22 protein-coding genes and 1 riboswitch are annotated in these 25,801 nt (G+C 54.2%); of the genes, 14 read left to right on the top strand and 8 right to left on the bottom strand.

Annotation, left to right across the window (positions count from 1 at the left end):
• Positions 1-54 precede the first annotated feature (54 nt).
• Positions 55-1,083, top strand: a complete 1,029-nt coding sequence (locus H5T64_06210; protein MBC7263941.1) for a deoxynucleoside kinase — start codon at positions 55-57, stop codon at positions 1,081-1,083.
• Between the two features lie 4 nt (positions 1,084-1,087).
• Positions 1,088-1,786 (top strand): deoxynucleoside kinase, encoded by a 699-nt coding sequence (locus H5T64_06205; GenBank protein ID MBC7263940.1) that lies wholly within the window; start codon positions 1,088-1,090, stop codon positions 1,784-1,786.
• Positions 1,787-1,820: 34 nt separating this feature from the next.
• Here H5T64_06205 and H5T64_06200 read toward each other — a convergent pair whose 3' ends face one another.
• The 3 genes from H5T64_06200 to H5T64_06190 are packed head-to-tail and all read right to left on the bottom strand — an operon-like array spanning position 1,821 to position 4,019.
• Positions 1,821-2,312, bottom strand: a complete 492-nt coding sequence (locus tag H5T64_06200) for a metallophosphoesterase family protein (GenBank protein MBC7263939.1) — start codon at positions 2,310-2,312, stop codon at positions 1,821-1,823.
• Between the two features lie 31 nt (positions 2,313-2,343).
• Positions 2,344-3,357: a PrsW family intramembrane metalloprotease gene (locus tag H5T64_06195; GenBank protein MBC7263938.1), complete on the bottom strand. Its 1,014-nt coding sequence runs from the start codon at positions 3,355-3,357 to the stop codon at positions 2,344-2,346.
• The gene (locus tag H5T64_06190) at positions 3,354-4,019 is read right to left on the bottom strand and encodes a PHP domain-containing protein (protein MBC7263937.1); all 666 of its coding nucleotides are present in this window, start codon (positions 4,017-4,019) and stop codon (positions 3,354-3,356) included. The genes H5T64_06195 and H5T64_06190 overlap by 4 nt, the downstream gene beginning before the upstream one ends.
• A 127-nt stretch (positions 4,020-4,146) precedes the next feature.
• On the opposite strand from H5T64_06190, the gene H5T64_06185 reads away from it, so the two are divergent.
• The gene (locus H5T64_06185) at positions 4,147-4,674 is read left to right on the top strand and encodes a helix-turn-helix transcriptional regulator (protein MBC7263936.1); all 528 of its coding nucleotides are present in this window, start codon (positions 4,147-4,149) and stop codon (positions 4,672-4,674) included.
• Here the strand turns inward: H5T64_06185 and H5T64_06180 are convergent.
• The 4 genes from H5T64_06180 to fusA all read right to left on the bottom strand — a co-directional run bounded on the left by H5T64_06180 (position 4,663) and on the right by fusA (position 11,187).
• On the bottom strand, positions 4,663-5,337 hold the full coding sequence (locus tag H5T64_06180; GenBank protein ID MBC7263935.1) for a TrkA family potassium uptake protein: 675 nt from the start codon (positions 5,335-5,337) through the stop codon (positions 4,663-4,665). The genes H5T64_06185 and H5T64_06180 overlap by 12 nt on opposite strands.
• A gap of 11 nt (positions 5,338-5,348) precedes the next feature.
• Positions 5,349-5,999 (bottom strand): NAD-binding protein, encoded by a 651-nt coding sequence (locus tag H5T64_06175; protein ID MBC7263934.1) that lies wholly within the window; start codon positions 5,997-5,999, stop codon positions 5,349-5,351.
• A gap of 79 nt (positions 6,000-6,078) precedes the next feature.
• Positions 6,079-9,012 (bottom strand): cation-transporting P-type ATPase, encoded by a 2,934-nt coding sequence (locus H5T64_06170; GenBank protein MBC7263933.1) that lies wholly within the window; start codon positions 9,010-9,012, stop codon positions 6,079-6,081.
• A gap of 99 nt (positions 9,013-9,111) precedes the next feature.
• On the bottom strand, positions 9,112-11,187 hold the full coding sequence (gene fusA, locus H5T64_06165) for an elongation factor G (protein MBC7263932.1): 2,076 nt from the start codon (positions 11,185-11,187) through the stop codon (positions 9,112-9,114).
• Positions 11,188-11,329: 142 nt separating this feature from the next.
• Here fusA and H5T64_06160 point away from each other — a divergent pair, with 142 nt between their 5' ends.
• The 5 genes from H5T64_06160 to H5T64_06140 are packed head-to-tail and all read left to right on the top strand — an operon-like array spanning position 11,330 to position 18,794.
• Positions 11,330-12,316 (top strand): GDP-mannose 4,6-dehydratase, encoded by a 987-nt coding sequence (locus H5T64_06160; GenBank protein MBC7263931.1) that lies wholly within the window; start codon positions 11,330-11,332, stop codon positions 12,314-12,316.
• Between the two features lie 24 nt (positions 12,317-12,340).
• Complete coding sequence (locus H5T64_06155) at positions 12,341-15,754, top strand: tetratricopeptide repeat protein (GenBank protein ID MBC7263930.1); 3,414 nt, start codon at positions 12,341-12,343, stop codon at positions 15,752-15,754.
• A gap of 43 nt (positions 15,755-15,797) precedes the next feature.
• Entirely contained in the window at positions 15,798-16,841 is a 1,044-nt protein-coding gene (locus tag H5T64_06150; protein ID MBC7263929.1) for an undecaprenyl/decaprenyl-phosphate alpha-N-acetylglucosaminyl 1-phosphate transferase, read from the top strand.
• Positions 16,838-18,202 carry a nucleotide sugar dehydrogenase gene (locus H5T64_06145; GenBank protein ID MBC7263928.1) on the top strand — a complete coding sequence of 455 codons (1,365 nt, stop codon included), beginning with the start codon at positions 16,838-16,840 and terminating at the stop codon, positions 18,200-18,202. Before H5T64_06150 ends, H5T64_06145 begins: the two co-directional genes overlap by 4 nt.
• Positions 18,195-18,794 carry a VTT domain-containing protein gene (locus tag H5T64_06140; protein MBC7263927.1) on the top strand — a complete coding sequence of 200 codons (600 nt, stop codon included), beginning with the start codon at positions 18,195-18,197 and terminating at the stop codon, positions 18,792-18,794. The genes H5T64_06145 and H5T64_06140 overlap by 8 nt, the downstream gene beginning before the upstream one ends.
• Before the next feature lie 68 nt (positions 18,795-18,862).
• Here the strand turns inward: H5T64_06140 and H5T64_06135 are convergent, their stop codons facing one another.
• Positions 18,863-19,927, bottom strand: a complete 1,065-nt coding sequence (locus H5T64_06135; GenBank protein MBC7263926.1) for a radical SAM protein — start codon at positions 19,925-19,927, stop codon at positions 18,863-18,865.
• A gap of 238 nt (positions 19,928-20,165) precedes the next feature.
• A riboswitch (molybdenum cofactor riboswitch) is annotated at positions 20,166-20,286 on the top strand.
• Between the two features lie 70 nt (positions 20,287-20,356).
• On the opposite strand from H5T64_06135, the gene H5T64_06130 reads away from it, so the two are divergent.
• The 6 genes from H5T64_06130 to moaC are packed head-to-tail and all read left to right on the top strand — an operon-like array spanning position 20,357 to position 25,775.
• A complete protein-coding gene (locus H5T64_06130) occupies positions 20,357-21,196 on the top strand; it encodes a substrate-binding domain-containing protein (protein MBC7263925.1) in 840 nt (279 codons plus the stop codon).
• A 17-nt stretch (positions 21,197-21,213) separates the two neighbouring features.
• Positions 21,214-21,930: an ABC transporter permease gene (locus tag H5T64_06125; protein MBC7263924.1), complete on the top strand. Its 717-nt coding sequence runs from the start codon at positions 21,214-21,216 to the stop codon at positions 21,928-21,930.
• A complete protein-coding gene (locus H5T64_06120) occupies positions 21,906-23,021 on the top strand; it encodes an ABC transporter ATP-binding protein (GenBank protein ID MBC7263923.1) in 1,116 nt (371 codons plus the stop codon). Before H5T64_06125 ends, H5T64_06120 begins: the two co-directional genes overlap by 25 nt.
• A gap of 49 nt (positions 23,022-23,070) precedes the next feature.
• Positions 23,071-24,291, top strand: a complete 1,221-nt coding sequence (locus tag H5T64_06115; protein MBC7263922.1) for a molybdopterin molybdotransferase MoeA — start codon at positions 23,071-23,073, stop codon at positions 24,289-24,291.
• A 23-nt stretch (positions 24,292-24,314) separates the two neighbouring features.
• On the top strand, positions 24,315-25,286 hold the full coding sequence (gene moaA / locus H5T64_06110) for a GTP 3',8-cyclase MoaA (GenBank protein MBC7263921.1): 972 nt from the start codon (positions 24,315-24,317) through the stop codon (positions 25,284-25,286).
• Between the two features lie 3 nt (positions 25,287-25,289).
• Positions 25,290-25,775 carry a cyclic pyranopterin monophosphate synthase MoaC gene (gene moaC, locus H5T64_06105; protein MBC7263920.1) on the top strand — a complete coding sequence of 162 codons (486 nt, stop codon included), beginning with the start codon at positions 25,290-25,292 and terminating at the stop codon, positions 25,773-25,775.
• The last annotated feature ends 26 nt before the right edge of the window (positions 25,776-25,801 follow it).

Genomic DNA, 25,801 nt, shown 5'->3' with positions numbered 1-25,801 from the left:
GAAAAACTGCATGCTCTGAGGTGGGCGAAGCCGTCTGTAAGGGAGAATGAGTGTATGGCGGACAACCCCTATATTGCTATTGAGGGCCCAATCGGGGTGGGCAAGACCACCTTGGCTCGCCTGATGAAAGATGATTTCCGGGCTCAACTGCTTCTCGAAGTGTTTGAACAAAATCCTTTCCTGAGCGATTTCTACGCCGACCGTGAGAAATACGCCTTCCAGACGCAGATATTCTTCCTCCTCTCCCGGTATCGCCAACAACACCGCGCAGTTTTGCCCTTGGTGGGGCGCTCCACTCTGATCAGCGATTATATGTTTGCCAAAGATCGCCTCTTCGCTCACCTGAATTTAAAAGGCGATGAATTGGATGTCTACGAACGGCTACATCAAGAACTAGCCGAGAATATTCCACTGCCCGATCTAGTTGTCTACCTCCGTGCTGACACCGATGTGCTCTTGGAGCGTATTGCTGTGCGCGACCGCCCCTATGAGCGGGCGATGTCACGCCAGTACATTGACGACCTACGCCGGGCTTATGAAAATTTCTTCGCGGAGTATCGCCAGACCCCGGTCCTTCCCATAGACACTAATGAACTCGATTGGGTGCGGAACCCGGATGATTTGGCCAGTGTGGTTGCTCGCATCCGCACGGCCTTGGGGCAGGGCACCCATCAACGCCCGTTGCCTCTTGGAACGATATCAGTGGAGCAGCCGGAGGTTATCCTGCAAACTTCACGACGAAGGCTGGGCGATTTCCAGAGGTTGCACCGCGCCTTGGGTGAAGAGAGGGGCTTCTATACCGACCTCTACTTCGATTTTATTGGTCTTCAGGAGGAGATCGGGGAGTTGGCAAGTCTGCTCAAAAGGACGTGGGCTACCCAAGAGGCATTGCAGCAACAACTGGGCAATCAAGAGGAGGCGCGTGAAGAGGCTTTGCGTCAAAACTTGCCGGGCTTGCGCCAGAGACTGGCGGAGAGTCTGGCCTACCTGATTCGCCTGGCGAATCAGGTAGGTGTGGATCTGGAAGATGCTTATCTGGAAAAGATGCGCAGCCGTTGCGAAGGAGAGCACGGAGAGGAGTGAAGCCATGGTTAAGAAGTTCATTGCTGTGGCAGGCAATATCGGCGTGGGCAAATCCACGTTGACAGAACTACTCAGCCGGAAATTGGGCTGGGAACCCTTCTATGAGGCGGTGGATGATAACCCCTACCTGGCCGATTTTTACAAGGACATGAGAACATGGAGTTTCCATTCCCAAATCTTTTTCCTCACCCGCCGCTTGCGCCATCATCGCCAGATTCTCGACCATCCCAACACGGTGGTGCAGGACCGCAGCGTCTACGAAGATGCCGAGATATTCGCCGAAAACCTTTATCGCCAGGGCCTTATGACCGAACGCGATCACCGCAGTTACCGTGAATTATATGAGGTTCTGACCCAATTTCTGCCCCCTCCTGACCTAGTGATTTACCTCCGGGCCTCGGTCCCCACCCTGCTCAAGCGTATCCGCCAGCGAGGACGTGACTTCGAGCGTGACGTATCCCCTGCCTATTTGGAACAACTCAATAATCTGTACGAAGAGTGGATCGAACGCTTCTCCCTGTGCCCGGTGTTAACGGTTCCCTCGGATGACTTAGATTTTGTGAAATACAATGCCCACATGGAGCTCATCGCTCGCAAGATTGTGGAACGCCTGCGGGGCAAAGAAGTGGTGGATTTCGATGAACTGGAGATAAAACCCCGTTCACGAAAGCCACGGCGGTCTCTCTCAAAGAAGAGCGAATGAAGGATATCCGTGTGCAGGGGTAGGATAACCTTCCCTACAGCAATCGGTGCGTGAAAACCCCCGTTTCGGTATCATAAATGCCGTACGAAGGAGTCCCGAACCGACCCATTATCTCGCCAGGATTCGCCCACAACGTTTTGCCAATGGTCTCTTGCCCCGCCTCATGGGTGTGGCCACTGAAGACGGCTGCAAAATGACCAGAGGCGGCTAGATATCTTCCTAGTTTGGTGTAATGCACGAAGGCGAGGCGCACTCCCTCGAATTCAACTTCGCCCATCTCGTCGTATAAAGTGATATTCTTTGTCCCCTGGGCGATCTTGCTGAGCAGGAATTTGTCGCCGTCGTTGTTGCCGAAGATCGCATGCACCGGGCCGACGAAACCATCGGCCATTTGCTTGAGAGTGAAGGGGGCGCAGAAATCACCACAAAAGATCAGAGCGCCGGCCTCTTGGACGTCCTCTCGGGCTAAGACTTTCTCCAGGTTCCAAATGTGGTCATGGATGTCACTTAAGACCGCGATACGCATAGATTGCTCACTCCTTCCTCGAATGCACTTTTCAAACGGTTGCGTTTCTCCTGTGCTCCTTGATGCGAACGCGCAGTTCTTCTATCAGTCTCGATTCCGGACTACTGGGCCCGTGAATCCAGACCTGGTGCTTCTTGAAGGCGAGTTCGGTAGCCAACTGTGACAGTCGGCTTAGTGCGCGAGCGTGGCGCAGACTATTACTCAGCAATGCGCCCAGTTGGGCTCGCAGCCGGTTTCGATAGGAGATGGTCATTGCGTACTCCTCGGCTGAGAGTGTTCCGAGTTCTACCTCGGATCTAAGTTCTTCTGCAATCCATTTCTTCTCTTCGCGCCAGGCTAAGGCAATGACAAAGAACACCACGAGGATTGCAGCCCAATCACCCGCAAAACCGATTAGTAAACCAATTAAGTGCTGCTCTGCCAACGTAGCGAAGAAGTTATGGAAGATATGCAGGCCAACGCTCGCACCAAAGGCCATCAGAGGTATTCCCCAACGCCTCCAACGCGATCGGGCTATGCGCACATACCCCAGTCCTGCACCAGTCACCGAAGTGTACAGCGCGTGGTTAAGCCCGAAAACGAACGAGCGCATCAGAATCACAAACGTGAGTTGACTGTAACCGCCTTCATGGAAAGCGCTGGTGAAGTAGATGAAATTCTCGGCCATAGCAAAGCCAAGACCCACCAACGCGCCGTATATGATGCCATCCAAAACATTGTCGAACTCACATCGGCGGAAAAGGAAAAGCCCGAGCAACGCCAACCCCTTGATGGCCTCTTCCACAAATGGGGCCACAGCGGTGGAAGAAACGAACTCTGCCGATGTTGTACCCAGGGCCGCTAAGGGTGCATCCAATAGGATCTCGACCACCAGTGATAGCGCCGTTGCGGGGATGGCTCCCCACAAGAAAGCCAAAACTATCAGCCGGAACGGTTCCTTTTCGTAACGATCGAACCAATGCACGATGCCAGCGTAGATAAGAGTGGGGAAAACAGCCGCAAGCAGCGAGACGAAGAGGCCCAATAATGAGGTCGCGATATTCATAGTACAGATTGCTTTCCTTTAAGGCGCTTGTGCCACTTGACCCACGTACCTATGACGTGGATAAAAGGATTCGTCAGCGAACCATGCACCCGCCCCTGAGCCAGTGCATGAAGGAAACCTTCTTTGTCTTCGAACTCTGGCATCTCAACCCAGGCGTTGCCTATCTCACAGGCGATATGTCCATCGCTACCAGCAGTCTGCAAAAGGCCACGCTCCTCAGCTAAAGCCCGTGCGCGGATGTTATCATTAGGCAGAGTCACGCGTGCATTGAAAACCTCAATACCGTCTACCTGATCCAGAATAGCATATAATGCATCTCGGCGTAATACAGAGCGACGTACTCGGTCAAATGGATGTGGTATTATAACCAACCCGCCCTGTTCCTTGATGCGGATCACAGTCTCTTCTGGAGACAAGTTCTTGGGGACTGTTTCCTCTAAAAACAGCCCCATTATCTCACCGCAGGTAGTCTGGATTTCTTCGCCAACAATTACTGGGAAGGGCGCTATCTCACGCAGGCGTAGCGCCCCAGCGATATGATTATGGTCGGTAACAGCCAACGCGCCAATGCCCCGCCGCAAACACAAAGCAATCAACTCCTCGGGTGAGAGCATAGAGTCTCGCGAAGCGCTGGTGTGGACGTGCAGGTCTGCTTTGATCATTTGCGCGCCTTTCTTGGGCAAGGAGTATAGTGGAAATTAACAAGGTTGTCCAGCACAAGTTGCCTGTTTGAGCCATTCTTGATAAAATGTAATTTGTCAGGCCAGAGGTTATCCCGGAGGCAGAGAAGTGAGCGAAAAAGCCCGCCAGATCCGTTCCAAGATCGTCGGTTTGTTGATTCGCAGCGCTCGCGAGAACGCTGGCAAAAGCCAGAAGGATGTGGCTAAAGCATTGGGGGTTACGGCACGACGCATATCTCAGTATGAATTGGGTGAGAAAGAGATTTCGTTGCCGGAATTGGAAGTGGTGGCTATCCTGTGTAATGTCCCTCTGATGTACTTCTTTGATGAAACGGCGACAGTGACGCCCTCTAAAGTTCCTTCTGAAAAGGCGATGGAATTGCGCCGTAAAATCATCGGTGCGCTGCTGAAACAAGCACGCCTGGAGGCGAATATCTCACAGAAAGAATGTGCCGCTGCTGTAGGGATCTCAACTCGTCGGTTGTCTCAGTATGAGTATGGCGAAAAAGATATCCCTTTGGCTGACCTGGAAGCATTGGCTCGCCACCTTAGCGTCGGCATAGACTATTTTGTTGTTCCCCAATCAAGGGAACAGGAGATGGCTTTTCACGAAGTCTCCGCTTCCTCAACTGGCTGAAGGATTCCCAAAGAGTCTCGCCAACATCGGAGCCATATCTGAGCGTACTATGGCGATGATTTCATCGCCAGCCTGCAGCCGTGTGGACCCATCGGGCACAATAACCTCATCTTTGCGAATCACTGCCATGATATTACTGCCTGATGGAATGCTGAGATCACTCAGCACGTGACCGTCGGCTGGGGCCCCTGCGTCTATTTTCTCCTCTACGATGGCCACTTTCCCGCGCCGGAGTTTCATTAACATCATCATGTCGCCCAGTGACATCTCTTCTGCGATCAGCCGGGCCATTAAGTCAGCCTGGTTGACTGCTACATCTACACCCATCGCCGGCGTGAAAAGCCAGGCATTGCGCGGGTTGTTCACCCGGGCGATAACCCGTGGGACTTCGAACTCGAAACGGGCCAGGTTTGTTGCCACCAGGTTGGTCTCATCATCACCGGTCACTGCCGCTAACACATCAGCGCCCGCGATCCCAGCCTCTTCCAACACCGCTGGTTCGGTCCCGTCTCCGGCCACAACGCATTTCGCTGATAACTCCCGCTGCAACTTGGCTAGAACGTCGGTTCGGTGCTCTATGACGGTGACATCGTGGTGCCCTTCCAGTAGCAAGTTGGCCAAGTATGAGCCAGTCTTTCCACCACCTACAATAATAACGCGCATAGTCACTGCCCTCACTTTAGCCCCAAGAGGCCAGACAGCCGTTCCTTGGCAGAACTCAGAACAGCAAGGTGAATTAAGTCCCCCTTCTGAAACACAGTCCCAAGCGTGGGGATAAACGCTGCACCACCTCGCGTGATGGCCACAACGCAAGTCTCTCCTGGCGCAGTAATATTGTTAACTGTGCGGCCCACAAGCGCGGGCGTGGCCTCCACGTCGATCACATTGACCTCCCCACTGCCGAATGATAACACCGGATCGAAGTGGGGATAGCAGAGAATCTGAGCGATGCGTTCCACGCCCCAGGTGGTTGGCGAGATGGTTGGCAATCCCAGACGCCGGAAAAGTTCAGCCCGGCGCGGATCAGATAGACGTGCCACTACCTTCGGAACGTGATAGATCTGTTGTGCGATCCGGGCTACTACCGCGTTCGCGTTATCGGAGGCAGTGACCGCGGCTACTGCATCGGCATTTTCGATACCGGCGTTTAGCAGTACATCGCGGTCGAAGACTACTCCTACGACCGTGCGCCCACGGAACTTCGGGCCAAGCCGTTGGAACGCGGCAGAGTCTTCCTCCAGCACAACCACATCGTGTCCCTCGGCGTCTAAAGCGCGGGCCAGTGTTGACCCCACCCGACCACAGCCAATGATGATCACTTTCATGACATTCTCACCTCACGCTTGTCTCCTGGTCATCCTCTCCATGACCGTAGACGAACAGCAAGTGGAAACCAAACCCATTTCATGACTTTGCCCGAGCAAACTTAATACGACGGAAAATCCACTTCCTAATCTCCTCAGCAGTGAAAAGTACCGGAGTCCAGGCGAATATGAACAGCCAGGTTGCTGCATTCAGCGGTGCTGTACCGAAAACGACCTGCAGTGGCGGTAAATAGACGATAGCAATTATCAACGCGAGTTCAACTACAATTCCTATCAGCACCAAGCGATTGGTGAACAGCCCGATGCGAAATACGCTTTCCCTCTCCGTCCGGCAAGCAAAGACGTTCGCTACCTGTGTGGCGATGATGCCGGCCAGACATGCCGTTGTTGCCGTCAGGTAGAGGCGATAATCCTGCGCCATCTGCCCCGTCAGCGTCCCGCCTTGTGCCAGGACAGCCCTGGCCTGGGTAATCAGTGCGTTCAACTGGGGCAGTGTCCTCCAGGTCCATCCTCCACCGCGATGGAGCACGAAATAGAAAGCAGCCATACTGGCGAGCGCCTCAATGATCCCCAGGAACCCGTAAGCACGCATGAGAAGGGATGGGTTTAACAAATGTTCTTTCATGGAGCGCGGTGGACGATCCATAATGCCGGGCTCGGGCAACTCGGTGCTGAGTCCAAGGGCTGGTACTACATCGGTACCGAGGTCAACGGAGAGTATCTGCATTACCGTCAGTGCGAGGGGAATGCGAAAAATAACCATCGCTAAGAAAGGGACAAGTTCAGGGATATTGCTGGCTAGGATGTAGGTGGTGAATTTGCGGATGTTGGCATAGACCGCACGGCCCTCTTCGATAGCGTTCACAATACTGGCGAAGTTATCGTCTGTGAGAATCATATCAGCTGCTTCTTTGGCCACATCTGTGCCTGCAATGCCCATTGCTACGCCTATGTCGGCCCTTTTTAAGGCTGGGGCATCATTCACACCGTCGCCTGTGACTGCCACAATCTCGCCCGACTCTTTTAGTGCGGAGACAATGCGCATCTTGTGTTCTGGAGCCACACGGGCAAAGATTGTTTCTTCGCGTATCGCCGTTTGCAACTCACGCTCTGACAACGCATCTAATTCCGCACCAGTGATGATGCGAGGATGGGCACTCCGCACGATGCCGACGCGCCGGGCGATGGATTCAGCGGTGAGGCCATAGTCGCCGGTGATCATCAGCACACGGATGCCGGCGCGAAAGCAACGCTGTACCGCCTCGGCTACCTCAGGCCGAGGTGGGTCCATCATTGCCACTAGACCCAACAGGGTGAGATCACGCTCCACGTTCTCGACAGAATACCCCTCGAGGGGGCGGCCATCCAGGATCCTCTCGGCTACAGCCAGAACACGCAGGCCTTTTTGAGCAAGGAGGTCATTAGCGACTAGGGCTGCTTGGTGGATATCATTGCTCAGGGGTTGTCTCTGCCCACGGATCCACACGTGGGTGCAAAGGTCCAATATTTCTTTGGGCGCCCCCTTGACGTATGCAGCCAGCCCAGAAGATGAACCAACCCGCGATGCGCTTTCCACTCTGCATACTACACTCATGCGTTTGCGGCGACTGTCAAAGGGCAGTTCGTAGACTCGTGGCTGCTTCTGTCGGATCTCGTCGATGCTGAGGCCAGCTTTAGTTGCTGCGACCAGGAGGGCGGCTTCGGTGGGATCACCCAAGACTCGCCATCCCAAGTTCTCACTGCCTGGCGGCAAGAGTCGGGCATTGCTGCAAAGCACTGCCGCGCGCAAAAGACCTTGTAGCGATGGACCGGCCACCGAGCTATCTGAACTGCCATCAAAGATGAATTCACCGACGGGCTCATAACCGGTGCCTGTTACAACCACCTGCCCCTCTGGCAACCAAATCTCGCGCACCGTCATCTCGTTCTGGGTAAGCGTGCCCGTCTTGTCTGTACAGATGACTGTCGTACAGCCAAGCGTCTCCACGCTGGAGAGCCTCTTGATGAGGGCGTGGCGCTCGGCCATGCGCTGCACACTCAGCGCCAGAGATAATGTGACCGTTGGCAATAGTCCTTCGGGCACGTTTGCGACGATGATGCCAATAGCGAAGAGGAAACTATCGAGCGTATTGAGTCTAAGGACTGCCACACTTAAGGCGAAGAATAGCGCTCCCAGCCCTACGGCCAGTAAGGTGATGATCGTAGTGACTCGTCTCAACTCTTTTTGTAAGGGGCTGGGTTCCTCTTCTACGCTCTGGGTGAGATCGGCAATGCGCCCGAACTGGGAATGCATGCCCGTGGCAATCACAACCGCAGTCCCGTTGCCACTGGCGACGCTGGTACCAGCGAAAACGATGTTTGGCAGTTCGGTTACCGCCAGATCTTTTCTGAACACTGCCTCGGCGGTCTTCCGCACAGGCAGCGATTCCCCAGTCAGAGTGGCATTATTGGTACGTAATTCAAACTCTGCCACCAATCGTCCATCGGCAGGGATGTTGTCACCTTCGGCCAGGAGCATCACATCCCCGGGCACAAGATCTTGGGCGAGAATGCTGCTCTCGTGGCCACCGCGTATGACACGCACGTGGGCGGGCAGCAATCGTCGGAGGGCCTGGGTAGCGCGCTCTGCCTTGTACTCCTGCCAGAAAGAGAAAGCAGCATTGATGAGAATGACAGCGATGATCGCCGCTCCTAGTTCTGGCATGCCTGCGACGAAGGCCATGATAGAGCCTGCCCATAAAAGTAGGGCCATCAGTTGTACAAGATGGCTGGCCAGTTTGCGCCAGAGGGGCGGGCCTTTGACTTCGGGGATGACATTGGGGCCAAAAATCGCTCGGCGCTCGGCTACTTGCTCAGAAGTCAGTCCCGTCTTGTCCGTCCCCAGTCTCAGGTAAACCTCGGGAATGGAGAACCCCGAGATGCTTCGAATATCCAGTTGTTCTATTTCAATGGGGCTTCTCTGCTCTGTCACCAGGCTCCGCTTACAATGTCTACGTGCCGAAGGGATTGGCATTTTCCTTAGCACAGGACAAAGGCGGCCTGTCGGAACAGGCCGCTCAACGTTTCTCTCTTACTATACCACTGGAATCACTTGGGCTTACACGCGAGGGGATTATGATTTTTCCTCCTCTTTTGCTTTCCTGTGTTGCTCAATGATCTTTTCTGCAATATGGGAAGGTACCTGCTCATAGTGTGAGAAGGTCATGCTGAATAGACCTCGTCCTTGGGTCATCGAGCGCAGATCAGTAGCATAACGCTGCATTTCTGCCAGGGGTGCCTGAGCACTGATGATACTATTGCCCCTCTTTTGCTCCATGCCCAACACCCGTGCTCGTTTCGTGTTCAGATCGCCTAACACATCGCCCATAAACTGCTCTGGCACAGTAATGGTCACATTCATGATCGGCTCCAGAAGCACCGGCCCTGCTTCTGGAATGCCCTTCCGAAAAGCCAGGTGGGCGGCGAGTTTGAAAGCGATTTCGGAAGAATCGACCGGGTGATACGAGCCATCATACAGCACCGCCCGAAAATCTACGGTGGGGAACCCGGCCAGTACTCCCTGAGTCATGATCTCGCGTATTCCTTTTTCCACGGCGGGAATAAAGTTCTTGGGCACGGCGCCACCAACCACTTCGTCCGCGAACTCAAAACCCGCTCCTCGCTCCAGGGGTTCGAAACGTATGTATACATCGCCAAACTGACCACGACCGCCCGTCTGTTTCTTATGCCGGCCCTGTGCCGAGGCCACTTTCGTGATGGTTTCCTTATAAGGGACCTTAGGCAAGGAAGAAACCACCTCGACGCCGAATTTCTGCTGCAAGCGACGTATGGCAATGTCCACATGCGACTCGCCCATGCCAGAAAGCACTGTCTCGCCAGTGTCAGGCTCGCGTTCGACCTTCAGGGTGGGATCCTCCTCGACCAATCGCGCTAATGCACTACCCATCTTATCCAAATCTGCTTTGGTCTTTGGGCTGATGGCTGTGGAGTAGACCGGATGCGGGAATGTGATGCCTGGTAGCACCAGCGGGTGGCTCTTGTCGCAGAGGGTATCTGCAGTGCTCGTGACTTGAAGTTTGGCCACCGCGCCAATATCACCGGCGATCACTGATTTAGTCGGGATCTGCTCCTTGCCGCGCAGGAAATAGACCTGGCCAATGCGTTCTTCTTCTCTCTTGGTGGAGTTGAACACACGCGAGTCAGATGCTACCATGCCGGAATAGACCCGGAAATAGGTGAGTTTGCCCACATAGGGGTCGGCCATAGTTTTGAAAACCAGGGCGGCGAGTGGCTCCGAGGAGACCGGCACCAACAACTCCTCAGTATTGGTGACCAGATGGGTTGCTGTGGCCTTGTGTTCATCAGGCGAAGGCAGGTAGCGGATGATGGCGGTCTGCAACGCTTTGACACCGATGTTGCGGGTTGCTGAGCCACAAAACACGGGGACTATCTTACCGGTACGGGTCGCCACAGCCAAACCCCGGGCAATCTCTTCTTCTGCAAGTTCGACGCCATCCAAGTATTTTACGATCAACTCATCGTCGGCTTCTGCGGCAGCCTCGATCACCACTACGCGCAGCGATTCCACTTCATCTTTCAGGGCTGCCGGCACCTCAGCCTCCTGGTTTTCGGGTCCCAGATACGCTTTCTGGCTAATCAAATCCACATAACCCTGAAATGCTGCCTGACTGCCGATAGGAATCTGAAGGGGTACTATCTGGGCCTCGAATTTCTCGCGCAACTGTGCCAGGGTGCGTTGGAAATTGGCGTTCTCGCGATCCATTTTGTTGATGAAGACCAAACGTGGTAGGCCATATTCATCGAGATAACTCCACACCAACTCAGTGCCCACTTCCACGCCAGAGGCAGCGCAGACCACTACCACGCCTGCATCGGCAACGCGCACAGCCCCTTTCACCTCGCCAGCGAAATCCATATAGCCGGGAGTATCCAGCACGTTGATTTTGTGCTCTTGCCACTCACAGGGTACCACGGAGGTGTTGACCGAGATATGCCGCCTGATCTCCTCCGGATCATAGTCGGAAACAGTGTTGCCCTCCTCTACTCGACCCAGGCGGGTGAGAGCGCCCGTGTTGAAGAGCATGGCCTCTGTCAGTGAGGTTTTGCCAGTGCCACTGTGGGCCACAATAGCAACATTGCGAAGTTGCTTGATCTGATACTCTTTCATGAATCCTCCTGCAAAATAAAACGGTACACCAAGTCCGGCGTACTGTTCTTTATCCTAATCTTGGCGATATTTTAGACCAGAATCAGTGGGGAGTCAATTGCAACACTTGTCATTTCCTCCTATCTGCGGTAAGATAGAACTTATGAGGGTGCTGGTCACCGGTGGGGCAGGGTACATCGGCTCGCATCTCGTGGACCATCTATTCGCCGAAGGACACGAAGTTGTCGTCGTGGATGACCTGTCTACGGGAAGGCGGGAAAACATCACCCATCTCCTGGACGAGGAGCGTTTCCGATTTGTAGAGGGAGACATTTGTAATCCCGGACTGGTGGCAGACTTAGTTGCGAGCAGCGATCTGGTGTATCACTTGGCGGCAGCCGTTGGAGTGCGCCATATCCTGTCCAACCCGCTTAGGGGCATCTTCACCAACGTCGAAGGGACAGCGAATGTCCTGAAGGCGGCTCACCTGCATAAGAGGCGTGTGCTCTTTGCTTCAACTTCTGAGGTATATGGTCGCAGCCCGCATATGCCCCTGAAAGAAGATGGCGATCGGGTACTAGGCTCGACGAAAATCACGCGTTGGTCCTACTCCACAGCCAAAGCACTGGGCGAGCACCTTTGTTTCGCCTACTACGCCGAGGGACTACCAGTGTCCATCGTGCGCTATTTCAACTCATATGGGCCACGTATGGACCCACAGGGCTATAGCAGCGTTGTCGCTAACTTTATCATGCAGGCCCTGCGCGGGGAGCCTCTAACCATTCACGGCGATGGCCAGCAATCTCGGTGTTTCACCTTTGTGAATGACACCGTCCGCGGAACGGTGCTCGCTGCGGAGCATCCAGAAGCATTGGGTGAAGTCTTCAATATCGGCAGCAGCGTGGAGACCACTATCCTCGAACTGGCAGCATTGGTCTTAGAACTTACTGGAGCGAAATCTGGGCTCACTTACTTGCCCTACGAACAAGTGTACGGGCCGAACTTCGAGGACCCCAGACGTCGGGTGCCGGACGTATCGAAAGCGCGCCGTGTGCTGGGATTCCAGGCCCAAGTTCCTTTGCGAGAGGGTCTCGAAGAAACGATCCGCTGGTTCAGACGTCAGTATAGTGAAACGCTGTGCAAAACATAACTTCTGGAGCATAGAGGCGTATCTGTGAAAACGAAGTTGGGCGCGTTCTGTGATAGCGTGATGGAAACCGGCTGGCTGCTGGCCCTGCTTGTTGTGCCTCTCTACTTCAACGTGTACTCCAGCCGCGTTTTTGAGCCAGACAAACTCTCCATCTTGCGCTCCATCGCTTTAGTAATGATCGGGGCTTGGGTTATCAAATTCGCCGAACAAGGATTGGGTCTGGTCGGGGAGAAAGCGCCAGAGAGCGAAGGCAATGGCAAGATGGCCCCCCGGGAAAGCAGCCAGCGACTCAGTCTGTTTGAACGCGTCATCCGTGTTCCTCTGATTTTACCGACCTTTCTGACAATCATCATCTATCTTCTCAGCACCGTCTTCTCCGTCGCACCTCGGATCAGCCTGTGGGGATCCTATATGCGTCTCCAGGGCACCTATACCACCCTCTCGTACATCGTGATCTTTTTCATCGTGCTCCAGAATCTGCGCACGAGAGCGCAATTGGACCGCTTGCTAAACGCAGTGGTCATCACCAGCCTGCCCATTTCACTGTATGGCATCCTCCAGCATTTCCGACTGGACTCGCTGCCATGGAGTGGCGACACGGTGCTTCGCGTGGCCTCCAACATGGGCAATGCGATCTTTGTGGCTGCATATCTTATCATGGCGATTCCGATCACACTAGCACGCCTCATAGATCACTTTAACGCCCTGTTGGATGAGGAAACTGGAACGGCGGCTGATGCCATTCTCACAGGTAGTTACGCCTTCATTTTTGTCGTGCAGTTAATCTGCACCTTTTTCACTCAAAGCCGTGGCCCGTGGCTGGGGTTGTTTGGCGGGATCTATTTCTTTGTGCTTCTGCTACTTGTCTGGTTGCGGAGAACGGCACCGGACCAATCCCGGCTCTCGATGCACGAGTTACTCACTGCCCTGGCTTTTGCTGTCGTCAGCCTGCCCGTAGGTGTGATACCTGCTTATGTGGTTTTGGCTGCCTTTCGGCGCGGGATGCGTTGGCTATGGCTCAGTTTCTGCATTCAATCATTGATCCTGGCCAGTTTCCTGGTCGTGTTCAACCTTCCCAACAATCCCTTTATGGGCCTCAGAGAAATGCCGTATATCGGCCGCCTAGGCAATTTGTTCCAGACGGAGGAGGGCACGGGCAAGGTCCGTGTGCTAATCTGGGAAGGAGCAGTGAAACTCATTGCCGCAAATCCTTTCCGTGCCATCTTTGGGTACGGCCCAGAAACGATGCATGTAGCCTACAACCCTTACTATCCTCCTGACCTGGCCCATTACGAGGCCCGCAATGCCTCACCTGATCGCTCACACAATGAGACGTTCGATGCGCTGGTCATCACCGGAGCTGTTGGTTTTCTCATCTACATGTGGCTGTTCACTGCGGTCTTCTACTACGGCCTGAAATGGCTGGGTTTTATGGAAACCCGGAGGCAGCGCAACTTATTCCTAGCCTTGGGCATTGGCGGTGCTGCCGCAGCGACGGTGTTGGCAGCGATCATAGACCGCGAGTTCCGCTTCGTAGGAGTGGCTCTGCCCGCGGGGTTTATCTCTGGCATTGCTGCCTACCTAATGATCGTTGCTTTCTTTGCGCATGGTCAAAGCCGAGAGAGGGAGGATCGGTTCCGACAGATCTTGCTCATTGCACTGCTCGCAACGATCGTGGGCCATTTCATTGAGATTCACTTCGGCATCGCTATCGCCGCGACTCGCACATACTTCTGGATTTTTGCGGCCTTGTTGGTGGTGATCGGAATGGGTTGGTTCCAGAAAGAGGAGCCTGCACTGGAACCCGTGTACCGGCCAGCCACAACATCTCAGGAACTGTATTCCCGCCGGCGCAAGAAAAAGCGATCCAGGCGGGAGGCATTCGTCAGCCAGCCAGTCAGCACGCACGGGGTTGCAACAGAACCCAACCCTATGTTGGAGTTGATCACCAGGACGCTCTTGGTGAGCGTACTGCTCTGCACGCTTGGTTTCGAGTTCGTTGCCAATCCGATGGGGGAGATGGATTCACTACGCATCATCAGCCTTTCCTTGACCACGTTGGCTCCAAGAGGGTCCCCGCATATCATCGCCTACGGGGTCCTGTGGATGTTCGTGCTCACCTGGCTGGTGGCCGGGATGGTTGCTATCGCCTCGATTCTCATTCTATATCGTCAGCGCCAACAGGGCGTATCGTGGCTCCTTCAGGCGTTTGGCGTTTACGCTCTCATCACGCTCTTGGTGTTCCTGATCTTTCTGTTCACTCACACATCGCTGATCAAACCGAACCGAGACATTGCAAACACAGTGGTCTTCTATTATCTCTTCCTTGGTCTCTCCTTGCTCTTCCTGTCCATTGTCCTCACCGTGCAGAAGTCCCTGCCCGTTCAGTTCTGGCAGAAAAGCAATTTATGGCTATACCCCATCCTTGCGGCGGGCATCGCGCTAGCGATTTTCACTACCAATGTGAGTATCGTGAAGGCGGACATCTATTACAAGCAAGGTCTCAAACTGGAGGAGGAGCAACGTTGGGATGCCAGCATTGCCCTTTATTCCAAGGCCATTGCCTGGGCGCCGGACCAAGATTATTACTATCTTTTCTTGGGCCGGGCTCTGATGGAAAAAGCCATAGCGGTGACCACACCCGAGGAGCGTGCTACTTGGTTGGAGCAAAGCCGTGCCGCGCTGGAAAAAGCCAAAGACCTGAACCCGCTCAATACTGATCATTTCGCCAATCTGGGTCGCCTGTATCGGACTTGGGCCGATTACGCGGCTACGCCCGAGGAGCGGCAGGAGAAACTCCAGACTGCCCTCGGCTACTATGAGAAGGCTGCTTCGCTCAGTCCTCATAACGCCCAGATCATCAATGAGTGGGGCCTGACGTACTTAGTATTGGGGGACATGCCCAACGCTTTGGAGAAATTCGAATACTCACTCAGTCTGGATCAGAAATTCGACATGACCTACGTCCTCTTAGGGAATTACTACTCTATTACCGGCGATCGAGAGAAGGCCATCGAGAATTATGAGAAGGCAGTGGAAATAAATCCTGAGCAAGTCCAGGCCTATGCCTCCCTGGGATTGCTCTACTACGAACAGGGGGCGATCACCAAGGCGATTGAGGCGAACCAGAAGGCTATTGCGCTGGCACCCAATCTAATCCAAGCTCACAGCACTCTGGGCAAGATCTATTATGATCAAGGCATGCTCACCGAGGCTATTCAGGCTAACCTCAATGTGCTAGATTTCGCGCCAGATGACCTGGTCAGTCATCGCAACCTGGCTATCCTGTACCAACAAACGGGTCAATATGAACTGGCTCTCGAGGAAGCACGCATTGCTCTTTCGCTCTCGCCTGAGAGCGAGAAGCCCACCATGCAGGCCTTCATACAACAGTTGGAGCAGATGATAGGACAAATAGTTACCCCCACCACGCAGTGATCTGGCCTTATCCTGCTTTGGGGGCGCATTTGAGGATCAGGATATGAATTATCTGCTGATTTTCATAAGCGCGCTGCTCCTGGCCATGGGTGGCACACCTCTGGCCCGCAGGCTGGCATTGCGCCTGGATGTGCTCGACTTGCCTAACGAGCGTAAAATACATAGCCAACCTATCCCCCGCCTGGGCGGTGTTGCCATCTACACGGCCTTCATGCTGGCCCTCGTTCTTCTCGGCAACCGCTTCTATATTTCTCAGGTAGTTGGCATTTTCCTGGGCGCGACGCTGGTCTCGCTCCTAGGCGCGTGGGATGACCGCCGGGGGCTACCAGCCTACCTGAAGTTAGTGGGGCAGATACTCGCCGCCTTGATCCTGATCGGTTCTGGCGTAGAGGTTGGCTTCCTGCACCACCCTGTGCTGAACGCTCTGGTTACCGTGATCTGGGTGGTGGGCATCACCAACGCTCTCAACTTTCTGGACAATATGGACGGGCTGGCTGGAGGAGTAGCGACTATTGCCTCCACTTTCTTTGTCCTTATGGCTGGGCTCAGCGGACAATACCTGGTGGGCAGTTTGGCCGCCGCAGTGATGGGTGCTTCACTCGGCTTTCTCCTCTATAACTTCAACCCTGCCACCATATTTATGGGCGATTCAGGTGCGCTTTTCCTCGGCTTCGTGCTCGCTGCAGTAGGGATCAAATTACGCTTCCCTGATAATGTGGATTTCGTGACCTGGATGGTTCCTGTGGCTGTGTTGGCTTTGCCTATTTTTGATATGGCGCTGGTAGTACTCTCTCGGCTACGGCGGGGCAAGAATCCGCTGACCACGCCTGGCAAGGACCATGTCTCACACCGCTTAGTGGCATTGGGCTACACCCGGCGTGAGGCTGTGCTGATGTTGTATCTGGCTTGCGGGGCGGGTGGGGTACTGGCGATGGCCATCACTGAGGCCAGTGTGGTCATGGGTTACATCCTGGGCAGCATCGCCTTCGTTGGGGGGCTTGTGGCTTTAGTATGGCTGGAGTGGCGAGTGCCAGGTGGCCAACTCAGAATCACACGTGAAACGGCGCAGTCAAGCGAAACAAAGTGAACACATCTGATTTGGAGCAGACAATTCACAACAAGCAGGCTCGTATTGCTGTCATCGGGCTCGGATATGTGGGTCTGCCCTTGGCGGTGGCCTTCGCCCGCTGCGGTTATGACGTAACAGGCCTGGACACAGATGAGAGCCGAGTGCGAAGCCTCGCTGCTAGCAGAAGTTATATCGGTGATATCCGAGATGAAGATCTGCAGGTGATAACGAAGTCTGGCCGGTTCCGGGCAACCACGGATTACGATGTCTTGCGGGAAGCAGATGTGATTTTCATCTGTGTTCCCACACCATTCAATCGTATGAAAGCCCCCGATCTATCGTTTGTGGAAGCGGCAGCCGAGGGCATCGCCACACGCCTGCGAGTCGGACAGTTGATCATCCTCCAGAGCACTACGTATCCGGGGACGACCGAGGAAGTGGTATTACCCATCCTCGAGCGTGCGAGTGGGTTGGTGGCGGGTGTGGATTTTCACTTAGCCTTTTCTCCAGAGCGCATCAATCCGGGAGACACAAAGCATACTGTGGAAAACACGCCAAAGGTAGTAGGTGGGCTGACGCCGGAATGCGGACGACTGGCTGCAGCGTTACTCTCACATCTTACCCCGGCTGTGCACCTTGTCTCCTCCCCACGAGCCGCAGAGATGTCCAAATTGTTGGAAAACATTTTCCGTAGTGTGAACATCGCATTAGTGAACGAACTGGCTCTGCTCTGCGAGCGCATGGGCATTGACATCTGGGAAGTAATCGAGGCGGCGGCCACTAAGCCTTTCGGCTTCATGCCCTTTTACCCTGGTGCAGGTGTTGGTGGTCACTGCATCCCTGTAGACCCCTATTACCTTTCTTGGAAGGCACGCGAGTACGATTTCTACACCAAATTCATCGAACTGGCTGCTGAAGTCAACCAGACTATGCCATACCACGTCGTTCAACGCATTGAAGAGGGGCTCAGCGCCCAAGGGAAATGCCTGCACGGAGCAAAGGTAGTGGTCCTGGGTGTGGCTTTCAAGCGAGATGTAGATGATGCACGGAATTCCCCAGCCCAGCGAGTGATGGAAATATTGTTGGAGCGGGGATGTGAGGTCATTTACAACGACCCTTATGTCCCGCGTTTTCTCGTCGGCAATGATGTGTTTCGCCCGCAACCCACTGTTCTCGAATCGCAGCCACTGACCGTGGAATTGCTAAGAGGGGCGGATTGTGTGGCCATTATCGCAGGGCACAGTTGTTATGACTACGAGTGGATTGTGAAGCATAGTTCGCTGGTGGTGGACGCACCCAACGCCACGAAGAATGCCGCACCAGGAAAAGCGATGGTGATCCGCATCGGAGCGCCGCTCAAGATAGGCGGAGATGAATAAAAGTACTGATCTGGAAAGCGCACCACTCCCTTTAGGCCAGGGACCAGTGTCGGAGCGGACTCAACGGGCCTCGCACCTCGCAGCATTGCTCCTGGCAGCAGGCATCACAGTGGCGATCATAGTCTATCGAGACCGTCTGGCTCAGTTCGAAGGGTACGGCTATTTTGGTGTCTGGCTGATTGCTTTGCTTGGCAATGCGACAGTTGCTTTTCCCGTGCCCAGTCTGGCCATTGTGTTCGCTGCCGGCAGTGTCTTCAATCCGCTGTTGGTAGGGCTTGTAGCGGGTCTGGGTGAACCCCTCGGTGAACTGACTGGCTACCTGGCAGGCTACGCAGGCCAGACGATAGTCGAGAATACCCAGTTATACGCTCGCCTGGAGCATTGGATGCGGCGCTACGGTGCCCTGACCATCTTCGTGCTATCAGTCATCCCCAACCCCATCTTCGACCTGGCGGGTTTCGCCGCCGGTGCGCTTGAATTTCCGTTGTGGAAGTTTCTTCTCTTCTGCTGGATGGGCAAGACGATCAAAGCCACCCTCATCGCCTATGCCGGAGCCTACTCGATTACTTTTGTCGAGCAACTGATACACTGATCTCTATTTCATTCGCACCCGGCATGCGACCTATCAAAGGACCCGTTAATTTCCCCTTTTATCCCTGCTCAGTAATCGCGCGAGAGGAGGTGTCGGTTTCCTACCCGTACATTGGTCAGCCCGGCTTCAAGAGCAGCCTCAAGTGCCTCTTCGGCATGGCGCACGGATGTGCAAGGTAGGTCCGGCATGTAGAAGTGGGGGAAGAAACCCAGAAGGGCATACGGGATCTCGGGATTGAGCGAGGCAATGTAGGCGGCGATTTTTCTTACCTCATCGGGGTCCACATAACCAGGCACAAGCAAGGTGCTCACCACCACCAGCGGTGGCTTGGGGCGCTGGGGGATATACTGGGCAGCGCGGGCTAGGTTCTCCAGCGTCCTGCGATTGCTCATGCCGGTCAGGGCGCGGTGCAGGTTTTCATCGAGGGCTTTGAGGTCAAACTTGATGCAACCGCCTGTCTCCAGAGAAAGTTGCACCGCCTGGTCCAGCATCTTGGGATGCATGGTACCGTTGGTTTCCCAGCATACCCGCACACCGCGTTTGGCCAAGAGCCTTGAAGTGGCCAAAGCGTGGGGCATCTGTGGCGTCGGGTCACCGCCAAAGTAGCAGACGCAGAAAGTACGTGCATCGGCCGCTGCGGCCAGTGCCTCGGCGCTGGTGAGTCGCTCTTTCCGCGGCGACATCTCCCGATAGTGCCAGTTCTGGCAGAAGAGGCAGTTAAACGAACAAGCGCCGTAGAACACAGCCAGGTTGGTGTAGCCACGTTTTGTGTGTCCCTCGCAGACCCAATCGGCGACGCAATTGGTGGGCAGGGGATCGTGGTACCAGTGGAGCATGCCCGCCTTTGGGGTGCCCGCTAAGTGGATGAGCCTTCCACCTTCGTTTGCTCGCAGGCCACAGAAACCGCGTTCTCCCTCTGCCAGCGCGCACTCGTTGGCGCAGAGGGAGCAGTGGCGACCGCCTGCTGACCGAGGCTGGGTTTCGGGCAGGCCAAATTGGCGACGGGAGGCAGCGTGGACCGTGGTGAGGCGAGATAAGGCCTCCTCCGATCGGGTGCGGATGCAACGCGCGCATACCCCAAGACTGGCACTGATCAGCGGGGACGTCGTCCCACAGAGAGCACAAGTTGCCATCTTCGGTTCTGGGAATCGATAGAGAAGCATCTCACTTGGGCTCTTGCTCGATGAGCATTATACCCGCAATTCGCACCAAGTATGAAGGGGCCTGGCCGAAATTTGACAACGGGGGCGGTTTGTGATATAGTAGTAACCGGAGATCCAGCAGGAGGTAGGAGCGAGATATAGACTTGGCCACAGTGAAGAGCGAGAGACACAACCTGTGGCCTCGCCGAGCGAGAACGAAAGAAGACAAATTTAACGTAATCTCCGAGTCATTTCCGCTAAGGGCGCTTGCCTATGAGGAATGACCGATAGGGTTCAGATGGAAACGTCTGGGCCTCCCGTATTTGGAAAGGAGAGTGTTTGGAATCTTTAGGCACCGCATCCATATACGTGGAGGCGGTGCCTTTTTTCGTTAGATAATCACACAAAGGAGGATCGAGGATGAAGTTCAGAAAAGCGGGAGTGGTCGTAACTTTGGCCCTGATCTTAAGCCTGTTGCTAGGATGCCAAACGAAAAAACAGACTTTGATCCTGGCCACAACTACTAGTACTCACGATACCGGGCTGTTGGATGAAATCCTCCCCATTTTTGAGAAAAAATACAATGCAACCGTCAAGACTATCGCCGTGGGGACCGGGGAAGCCATTGCTATGGGACAAAGAGGCGAGGCCGATGTGTTATTAGTGCATTCGCCAAAGGCCGAGGAACAATTCGTCGCCGATGGATATGGAGTGAACCGCGAGGATGTCATGTACAACGATTTCGTCCTCGTAGGTCCTGCCGCCGATCCTGCCGGGGTTAGAGGTATGGATGCTTCCAGTGCCCTGAAGCAGATCGCTTCTACAAAAGCCCTCTTTGTTTCTCGGGGCGACGACTCTGGAACTCACAAGAAAGAGAAGGAACTTTGGCAAAAGGCCGGCGTTCAGCCCCCGAGCGATTCCTATATCTCAACAGGGCAGGGCATGGCGGAAACCCTCCGCATCGCCGACGAAAAGGGAGCGTATACCCTTGCAGACCGGGGAACTTACCTCTCGCTCAAACAAAGTATAAGTCTAACGATCCTGGTCGAGGGCGACAAGGTTTTGTTCAACCCCTACGGGGTGATCGCTGTCAATCCAGCGAAATTTCCCAAGGTGAATTATGATCTGGCAGTGAAGTTCATCAACTGGATCACCTCTCTTGAAACTCAACAGATCATCGGGAATTTCGGCAAGGAGAAATACGGACAAGCCTTGTTTACCCCTAACTCACAAGAGTGGCGGGCCAAGACCGGGCAATAGTGAAATGGAGGGCGAGGATGGAGCTAATTTGGGAGGGCGTCAGAAAAGCGGTTATGCTTTTGATCACGGGAGATCGGGAACTCATAGAGATTGCTCTACTATCCGTAAAAGTTTCTGGCAGTGCAGTCCTGGTCTCCATGCTCCTGGGTATTCCGCTGGGTATGTTCCTCGCCCTCTCTTCATTTCCAGGAAGAAGACTTCTGATCGCCATCATGAACACGGGGATGAGCCTCCCTCCAGTTGTGGTTGGCCTATTTGTGACCATAATTCTCTGGCGGAGTGGCCCGTTGGGTTTCTGGGGGGTGCTCTATACTCCAACGGCTATGATCATTGCCCAAGTGCTCATCGCTGCGCCGATCGTGTGTGGTCTGACGATCGCCGCTTTTCAGCAGATCAATCCGAAGTTAAGGCTACAGGCTTTATCCCTGGGAGCCTCTCACAGTCAGATGCTCCTGACCCTCATCAAAGAGGCGCGTTTGCCCACTCTCGCTGCCATCATGGCTGGCTTTGGCGGGGTCATCTCCGAAGTGGGGGCAGTAATGATGGTGGGCGGCAATATAAAAGGCCAAACCAGAGTCCTAACCACGGCGACGGTGATGGAAACTCGAATGGGGCATTTTGACATGGCTATCGCCTTGAGCATAGTTCTTTTGGTCTTGGCTTTTATCGTTAATTTGGTTCTCACCACGATTCAGCAAAGAGGCGGGCCTTGGATCATCCGTACCTGGAAGTAAGAAACCTGATTCATGAGTACGATGGCAAGCGAGTGCTCTCTATTAGCCGATTGGAGATTTACCCTGGGGAGATTTTCGCTGTTATCGGGCCCAACGGTGCTGGAAAAAGCACCTTGCTCAGGATACTGAATTTGTTGGAAAAGCCATCCTGCGGAGAGATCGTTGTCGGCGGCGTGCTCGTCGGACCATCTACCAATACACTGCTGCTCCGAAGAAAGATGGTTATGGTTTTCCAAGAACCCTTGCTCTTCAACAGCACCGTTTTCGAAAACATCGCATATGGTTTGAGGGTAAGAAAATATTCCAGGGCAGAGATCGAGAGGCGGGTGAATCAATTCCTAGCGAAGTTTGATATCCACCATTTATCCGGTCATCATGCCTTGAGGCTCTCTGGGGGAGAAGCACAAAGAGTCTCCCTGGCCCGGGCTCTCGTTTTTGAACCTGAAGTTCTCCTGCTTGATGAGCCTTTCGCTTCCCTAGACACCCCTACGAAAGAAGCACTCAGTGAGGACCTCGAGCGCGTCATCCGTGAGATGAAATTGACCACCGTGTATGTAACCCACGATAGAACGGAAGCGCTGACATTCGCTGATCGAATGGCGGTCATGGATAAGGGCGAGATCCTTCAGATTGGAACACCTGAGGAGATATTCAACTCTCCTGTAAACGAGAGGGTAGCGGACTTTGTGGGAGTCGAGACCATTCTCTCGGGGACCGTTGTTTCCGTCCAGGACGGGTTAGCCGAAGTGGACGTGATGGGGGAGAGAGTGCAGACCGTTTGTAGCTCTTCGGTGGGCGAAAAGGTCTTCCTGTGCATTCGCCCGGAGCATGTAACTCTGCAGGGGACAAAGAGCACACGGCAGAGGGGCGAAGGCGAGTGGCAGGAGGCGATCTCCAGTGCTCGAAACAGATTTGTGGGCACAGTAACGAAAGTGATACCCAGAGGCGCAATCGTAAAAGTGTGTTTGGATTGCGGATTTCCTTTGGTCTCCTTTGTGACCAAGCAATCCGCGGAGGAACTCGAACTAAAGGAGGGCCGAATTGTTTCAGTCAGTTTCAAGGCTACGGCAGTGCATGCAATAAAGAAATAGGGATCTGGCTGCCGATGAGGTTAGAATTGTAGGAGAAGGAGGTTAGAAATTGATCAGTCCCGAAGAGGCAAAGACGATCGTTTTGGATCAGGTCAAGACGCTTCCCGCATATGAGGCGGATATCCTCGAAAGCCTGGGGCTGGTTCTCGCGGAAGATATCGTAGCGGATATGGACATCCCGCCCTTCGATAACTCGGCCATGGATGGCTTTGCAGTGAAAGCCAGTGAAACCCGAGGTGCTTCTAGGGAAAATCCTGTGCGACTCAAGATTGCCGGAGATCAGGCAGCGGGATGGGTAAGCGATGCGGTTGTAACCCCCGGTGTGGCCGTGAAGATCACCACTGGGGCGCCCATCCCCGCGGGTGCTGATGCTATAGTGAGGGTCGAAGATACCCAAATTTGCGGGGAGTGGGTTTGTGTGTTGCAAGAGGTGGAGGAAGGCCAAGACATTCGCCCTGCAGGAGAGGATATCCGCAAGGGAGAAACGATCATAAAGTCGAATACGTTGATTGGTCCGCCTCACATCGGTATCTTAGCCTCCTTGGGCAGGGGTAAGGTGAAAGTCCTGCCTCGTCCGAAAGTGGCCATTTTGTGCACTGGGAACGAGTTGGTAGAGATAGACCAACCGCTTACCCAGGGCAAGATCAGGGATAGCAATAGTTACTCTGTGGCTGCTCAGGTGATCGCCTGCGGAGGGATACCCGTGAGGGTGGGCATTGCTAAGGATACAGTGGAGAGCATCAGTGCCAAACTGAGAGAGGCTCTCCATTGCGATGTGGTCGTAACGACGGCTGGGGTATCGGTAGGTGAGCATGACCTTGTCAAAATGGTACTCGAGCGCTTGGGTGCAGAACTCAAGTTCTGGAGAGTGGCACAAAGACCTGGGATGCCCCTAGCGTTTTGGGTGTTCCAAGGCAAGCCGATCTTTGGCCTGCCGGGTAACCCTGGTAGTTCGATGATCTGTTTCGAGGAGTACGTGCGTCCCACCTTGTTGAAGATGATGGGCAGGGCGAAACTCTTTCGACCGGAGGTTGAGGCCACTCTGACCCATGAGATCGCCAAAAAGCCAGGACGAATGCATTACGTGAGAGTTCGTGTGGAATGCAGGGATAGCGTTTACCACGCCACGAGTGCGGGATCCCAGGGGTCGGGGATACTGAAGAGTATGGCCCTGGCAAATGGTCTGGCTTTGATCCCCAAAGAAGCGGCTTTGATCAAAGCCGGGGAGAAAGTGAAAGTTCACTTGATAGATATGCCGGAAGACCACTGAAAGGACAGACCAGGGAGGCCTGCGTGCCTGTACTAGTGGATTCGTACCAGCGCAAAATTGACTATTTGCGCGTGTCCATAACCGATAGATGCAATTTGCGGTGTGTTTACTGTATGCCGGAGGAGGGAATACAGCCCAAACCCCGCAGTGAGATCCTCACCTACGAGGAAATCGAATTCTTTGCCCGGTGTGCGGTGGAGGTTGGCATTTCCAAGATACGGCTCACTGGTGGAGAGCCTCTTGTACGCAAGGGTATTGTGGAGTTAGTGCGCCATCTCTCGCAGGTCCCAAATCTTCAGGACATTTCCCTGACCACCAATGGCATCCTGCTTCAGGACTACGCGCATCCTCTGGCCGAAGCGGGATTAAAGCGCATTAATATAGGTTTGGGCTCTTTGGACGCAGACGTGTATTCTCGTCTAACGCGTGGAGGTGATGTCAGAAGAGCTTTGGCTGGCGTAACCGCTGCTCTCAACGCGGGGCTCGATCCGGTGAAAATCAACGTGGTTGTTTTACGGGGGCTGAACGATGATCTCACAAAATTCGCTCCGTTCATCTACGAGTATCCTATCCACGTGAGGTTCATCGAGTACATGCCTTTCAACCAGGGGTTAGAGGATAGATTTGTGCCTTGTGTCGAGATGATGGAACAGTTCCAGATCTTTGGCGGACTAAATGAGATCGCACCCCCCACAGGAGCAGGGCCTGCCAGATATTACACGTTAAAGGGGGCGCTGGGAACCATAGGTTTTATCAGTCCAATCAGTGGCCATTTCTGCTCCCGTTGCAATCGCCTTCGCCTAACAGCAGATGGTCAGTTGAGAACTTGCCTCTTTTCCGATGAGGAAATAGATGTGAGAGCAGCGCTGCGCCAAGGGGCTTCTGCGCAAACGATTGTGGAGTTGATACGAGAGGCTCTGGTCAACAAACCCAAGGACAGGATTTCTGTCCGGGAAGCGAGCCTGAAGCGTAGGATGTCTCAGATCGGGGGATGAGCAATGAAAGAATTCACTCATTTGGACGAGCGTGGAAAAGCCCGGATGGTGGATGTGAGCCAAAAAGAACCCACTGTTCGCGAGGCCACAGCCAGGGGGCGGGTCCTGATGTCTCCCGAGACCCTGGGACTAATCCAAGCCAAGGGCATTCAGAAGGGTGATGTGTTAGCGGTGGCACAAGTGGCTGGCATCATGGCTGCCAAGAGAACACACGAACTCATTCCCATGTGTCATCCTCTCCGCCTCACCGTGGTGGATGTTGACTTGGCCATCAATGAGCAAAGTTCTGCTGTGGAAATTGAGGCCACAGTCAAGGCTCACGATCGAACTGGCGTGGAAATGGAAGCCCTCGTTGCCGTTGCTGTTGCCGCGCTGACTATCTATGACATGTGCAAGGCTGTGGATCGGATGATTACCCTGACGGATATCAGGTTAGTGAAGAAGTCAGGTGGTAAGTCGGGTAACTTCGTGAGGGAGGAAGAGCAATGAAGCACCAGGTACCCGGAACGCCTGAG

The sequence above is a fragment of the Chloroflexota bacterium genome, from assembly GCA_014360825.1.
In the GTDB taxonomy this organism is placed as follows: domain Bacteria; phylum Chloroflexota; class Anaerolineae; order UBA2200; family JACIWT01; genus JACIWT01.
The sequence above is the reverse complement of the archived record's forward strand: the minus strand, read 5'-3'. Positions and strand labels throughout refer to the sequence as shown.